This window comes from Jutongia sp., assembly GCF_057878315.1.
Genome location: NZ_DBLXSO010000074.1, coordinates 1 through 4,917, shown reverse-complemented (window position 1 = coordinate 4,917; position 4,917 = coordinate 1). Strand labels below are relative to the sequence as shown.

Here is a 4,917-nt window from a genome sequence, read left to right as displayed (position 1 = left end):
TGATTTTAAGAAATTGGAGACAAAAGAAATGCAAATCGAGTATAGAAAGCTAAGTGAAAAGGATTTGAACACATTCATTGAAATGAGAATAAATCAGCTGAGAGAAGAAGGTGCAAAAGAAGATATTGATTTAAAGCCGGCTTTACTGGATTATTATACACGTCATATGAAGGATGGTACATTTGTTTCATGGATTGCTGTAGATAATGGGAAAATTATAGGAACAAGCGGGATGTCTTTTGTAGAAAAACCGCCATATTTCGGATGCCCCAGCGGAAGGATTGGGCTTTTATCCAGTATGTTTACAAATCCAAATTACAGACGGAGAGGAATTGCAAAAGAACTTTTAAATAGAGTTGTCGACGAAGCCAGGGATTATGGGTGTGGTACGATTCAGATTACAGCTTCAGATATTGGCGTGAAATTATATACAGCATATGGATTTGTTCATAATGGTAATTTCATGCAATACAAACTCTAAATAGTTTCGATTTTCTTTACCATTGAATTCATTGCAGGAGATAAGAAACAGAAAACATCTGGCTTGAGGAGGTCTTTGTTTGAAAATAGACATTATCGGTTCGGTTGCAAGCGGAAAAACAACCCTTGCCAAACGAATATCAAAACAATATAATATTCCGTATTATGAAAAAGACAATATTGTCTGGAAAAGGACTTCGAGTGGAGATGTGAAAAGAAGCCCGGAGGAACGAGATCGATATTTTCATGATATCATAAAAGAAAATAACTGGATTGTAGAGGGCTCTCCGAGAAAAATCCTGAAGGAGAGCTTTAAGTGCTGTGATTATATTATTGTGCTGGATGAATATACGATGACAAGATTGATCAGGGTATTTAAGCGATGGATGAATCAAAGAAATGGAAGAGAGTCTTATAATTCAAAACCAACATGGAATTTTTTATGGTGGAACATAAAATGGGTAATAGAATTTAATCGAATAAAAAACGACTTATGGCAGGAACTAAGTCAATATGGTGCAAGGGTTAAAATATTTAAACATTCAGAAGAAGCCTATGAATTTATTACAAATAATTATTCGCAGTTTTAATATGAGAATAGTGGAAAGCGTGTATGAAAGGAAGAATAAAAATGCATGAAACGTTTACGGTAAGAAAAGCTACAGAAAAGGACATCGCCTTGCTTCAAACTATGATAAGAGGGTTGGCTGCCTATGAGAAGAGACCGCAGGATATGACGGGGTCCCAGGAGGAATTGCATTATTGGATCTTCCAGAAGAAAATAGCAACTGCTTTGATTGCGGAATATGATAACGAGGCAATCGGATATGCTGTTTATTATCCGGTGTTTGGTTCGTTTGCGGCAGAGGGCGGAGTTCATATGGAGGATATGTTTTTAATTGAGAAGTATCGCCATTGCGGATTAGGAACAATATTTTTTGCAAAGCTGGAGGAATTTGTGAAGCAGGACGGTTTCTCACAGATAGAATGGAGCTGCCTTGACTGGAATACACCATCCATTCGTTTTTATGATAAAATTGGAGCAGGGCAGGAGCAGGGAAGAAAATATTTTTCCTATCGTTGCCAATAAATTGTCTTCATCAAAACAAAGAGAAAGTAACCATGTAATCCGATGATAAAGTCCAGGATTAATAAGATACGGAGAATGTTCAAATGTATTTATTTTTACTTATACTGATCTATATTGCTTTTATCAGTTTAGGTCTGCCGGATTCACTGCTGGGATCCGGTTGGCCGGTTATGCATACCGAGATTGGCGTGCCGGTGTCCTACATGGGGATCGTCTCCATGATTATTTCAGGAGGAACCATTATCTCAAGCCTCCTTTCGGACCGGCTGACGCGAAAATTAGGTACAAGGATCGTAACGGTTTCCAGTGTTTTTCTGACGGTAATTGCACTGCTTGGATTTTCGTTTTCTGACCGGTTCTGGATGCTGATCGCTTTTGCTGTTCCATATGGGCTCGGTGCAGGTGCAATCGATGCTGCTTTGAATAATTATGTGGCTCTTCATTATAAAGCGAAGCACATGAGCTGGCTTCACTGCTTTTGGGGTGTTGGCACCATTGTCAGTCCGTTTATTATGAGATATGCATTGGCAAACAGGACGTGGCACAGTGGCTACCGCATTGTCGGTCTGATGCAGCTTGGCATTGCGCTGCTTTTACTGATCACTCTGCCTGTTTGGAAGGTGAATCAGAGCGTGGTTCAGGATAATGCCAAAAGCGTTGGCTTGATCGATGCACTCCGGATCAAGGGAGTCCCGTTTCTTCTGATTGGATTTTTCGCATATTGTGCCACCGAGGCTACTACCATGCAGTGGGCAAGCACGTATTTTGTTGAGGTAAAGGGAATCGCCACAGATCGTGCTGCCGGATTTGCCGCACTGTTCTATATCGGGATCACAGCCGGAAGATTTATCAGCGGAATCATTACCGATAAGCTTGGTGACCGCAAAATGATCCTGCTTGGTACGTCGATTCTGATCTTGGGCATTCTTATTCTGTGTCTGCCGGTGAAATCATATACGGTTGCTTTCGTGGCATTCCTTGTGATGGGCGTTGGCTGCGCACCGGTTTACCCGTGTATCATTCATTCTACACCATATAATTTTGGAGCCGCAAATTCCGGGGCGATCATCGGGATCCAGATGGCAAGTGCCTATGTAGGCTCAACGTTTATTCCACCGCTTTTCGGACTTCTTGGCAATGCGGTTTCTTTTTCCATTATGCCGGTTTATCTGTTGATTTTTGTTATTTTAATGATTACAATGGTAGAAGCAACGTTCCGTGTCACACGGAAGAATCATTAAATAGAGATTAACAATCGGAAAAAGGAGAAAGAATGAAACGAATCAGAATCTGTAATTTTGGAAGGATCATGCTGAAGCTTTTTTGTGTGACTACGATATTATTATCTGTTTATTTGCTGTTTGGATTTTTCGGTTATTATCAGAAGTGGTTTGACGGACCGGCAGGGATCACACAGCAGACAATGTACTGGCTGATCCGTCTAGGTATTGGTATTCTTGTTGAGGCTCTTATTTTTTGGATCGGTATTATTACGGTTTATCTTACATCGGAACAGCTCGGCATCCGCTGGAGAGTTCTTGGAATCGTGTGTGGGTGGATCCCAATCCTTCATCTGATCATGCTTCATATTATTATCAAAACCGTTGATCAGGAGATCAAAATGGAACGGATGCGTGACCTGAGAAATCGGGAGCGTAAGGAGCAGCAGATCTGTCAGACAAAATATCCGATACTGATGGTACACGGTGTGTTTTTCCGGGATTTTGAGCATTTAAATTATTGGGGAAGGATCCCGGCAGAGCTTGAGCGAAACGGAGCAACGGTCTACTATGGCAATCATAACAGCGCCTCTGCGGTAAGAGACAGTGCAAGGGAGCTTGCCGTGAGAGTGCATCAGATCATTGAGGAAACCGGCTGCGAAAAGTTAAATATCATTGCGCATTCCAAGGGGGGGCTGGACTCCAGAGCAATGATCGCACTGACGGACGTGGCACCTTGCATCGCATCGGTGACAACGATCAACACGCCGCACAGAGGCTGTCAGTTCGCCGATTATCTGCTTCATAAAATTTCCGAAAAACAGCAGCATATGGTTGAATCAGCATATAATACCGGTGCCGCTAAGCTTGGAGATGTGAATCCGGATTTTCTTGCAGCCGTATATGATCTTACCTTTGAAAACTGCAAGGTATTTAACGATGAGATCAAAGATGATCCGGCAATTTATTATCAGTCGGTCGGATCAAAGCTCAACCGGCCAATGTCCGGAAGATTTCCGCTCAATTTTACCTATCCGCTGGTGAAATATTTTGACGGTGCAAACGATGGGCTTGTGGGAGAGGAATCCTTTCCGTGGGGCGAGAACTATCAGTTTCTGACGATCAAAGGAAAACGAGGAATTTCCCATGGCGACGTGATTGATCTGAATCGCGAGAATATTCCCTGTTTTGATGTACGCGAGTTCTATGTGCAGCTTGTTGCCAATCTGAAGGCGCGGGGATTTTAAACTTCATATTTACAGGAAGTGCGAAGAAAAGAATTTCGCTATGTGGTACCGGATTTTCGTCTGAACAAATCGTTTGACCGGCTTGAAGCACTGACTGAAACCGAAAAGGACAAGGTCGAGTTTTTATGCAATGAATGCTGTTATTATGCCTGCCCGGACTGGAAGCGCTGTTATGAGAATGTCAGCCGTAAAAATCTGGGAGAAAGTGTCCCGGATCATCATTGCCATGCTCCCGGGGCACAGGAGAGCTATCGTTTTTCAAAAGCAATGACAAATTCTTGCTTTATCGGGATTGATGATATTAAAGACATTTATCTGCCGATGGGATTTTCTAATTATAAGATTGAGGGCAGAGGTCTCGGCAGCGCCCTGATCCTGGAATTTCTGCTTTATTATATGACACGCTCGGAGTATCAGCTTTTGGTGCGGGAGGCGATTTATCTGGATAATATGCTGGATTTGTTTTAAAAAAGAATGAAAGTAATATAATAATCATTGACAGATATTAAATAATCTCTTGTCTTTTGAAAGGGATTATGCTACAATATCTGTCAGTGATCAGGTTGCAGAAACTTGCGATGCCTGCGACCGGACGGAGGACCTGAGGGCCCTCCGTTTTTTGTATATAAATGATTATAGTAGGAGAAATATGACAGAAACAGCTTTAAAACCATTTTTGACTTATGAAGAACAAATAAACAATCTTGTTGAGCGCAAAGGCATGGTTATTTCAAATCGCAAATATGCTTTTGAAAAATTAGAGGATATTAGTTATTTTTCTTTGATTGATGGATATAAGAATTTATTTTATAATCCTATGACAAGAAGATATAAACCGGGAACAACATTTGAGGATATTGTTGCTTTATATGAATTTGAT

6 protein-coding genes and 1 pseudogene are annotated in these 4,917 nt (G+C 41.3%); all 7 read left to right on the top strand.

Annotation, left to right across the window (positions count from 1 at the left end):
- The coding region (locus ACZLMD_RS12345; RefSeq protein WP_489495859.1) for a GNAT family N-acetyltransferase at positions 1-481 on the top strand (481 nt) is incomplete at its 5' end.
- Positions 482-560: 79 nt separating this feature from the next.
- Positions 561-1,070, top strand: a complete 510-nt coding sequence (locus tag ACZLMD_RS12340; RefSeq protein ID WP_484107596.1) for a P-loop NTPase family protein — start codon at positions 561-563, stop codon at positions 1,068-1,070.
- Between the two features lie 23 nt (positions 1,071-1,093).
- Complete coding sequence (locus tag ACZLMD_RS12335; protein WP_489495857.1) at positions 1,094-1,570, top strand: GNAT family N-acetyltransferase; 477 nt, start codon at positions 1,094-1,096, stop codon at positions 1,568-1,570.
- Between the two features lie 83 nt (positions 1,571-1,653).
- The gene (locus ACZLMD_RS12330; protein ID WP_178414010.1) at positions 1,654-2,811 is read left to right on the top strand and encodes an MFS transporter; all 1,158 of its coding nucleotides are present in this window, start codon (positions 1,654-1,656) and stop codon (positions 2,809-2,811) included.
- Positions 2,812-2,843: 32 nt separating this feature from the next.
- Positions 2,844-4,037, top strand: a complete 1,194-nt coding sequence (locus ACZLMD_RS12325) for an esterase/lipase family protein (RefSeq protein WP_482522643.1) — start codon at positions 2,844-2,846, stop codon at positions 4,035-4,037.
- 6 nt (positions 4,038-4,043) lie between these two features.
- Positions 4,044-4,505 (top strand): annotated as a pseudogene (locus ACZLMD_RS12320) (hypothetical protein); the annotation flags it as partial.
- 181 nt (positions 4,506-4,686) lie between these two features.
- A partial coding sequence (locus ACZLMD_RS12315) for an Abi family protein (RefSeq protein WP_489495855.1) occupies positions 4,687-4,917 on the top strand: 231 nt, incomplete at its 3' end.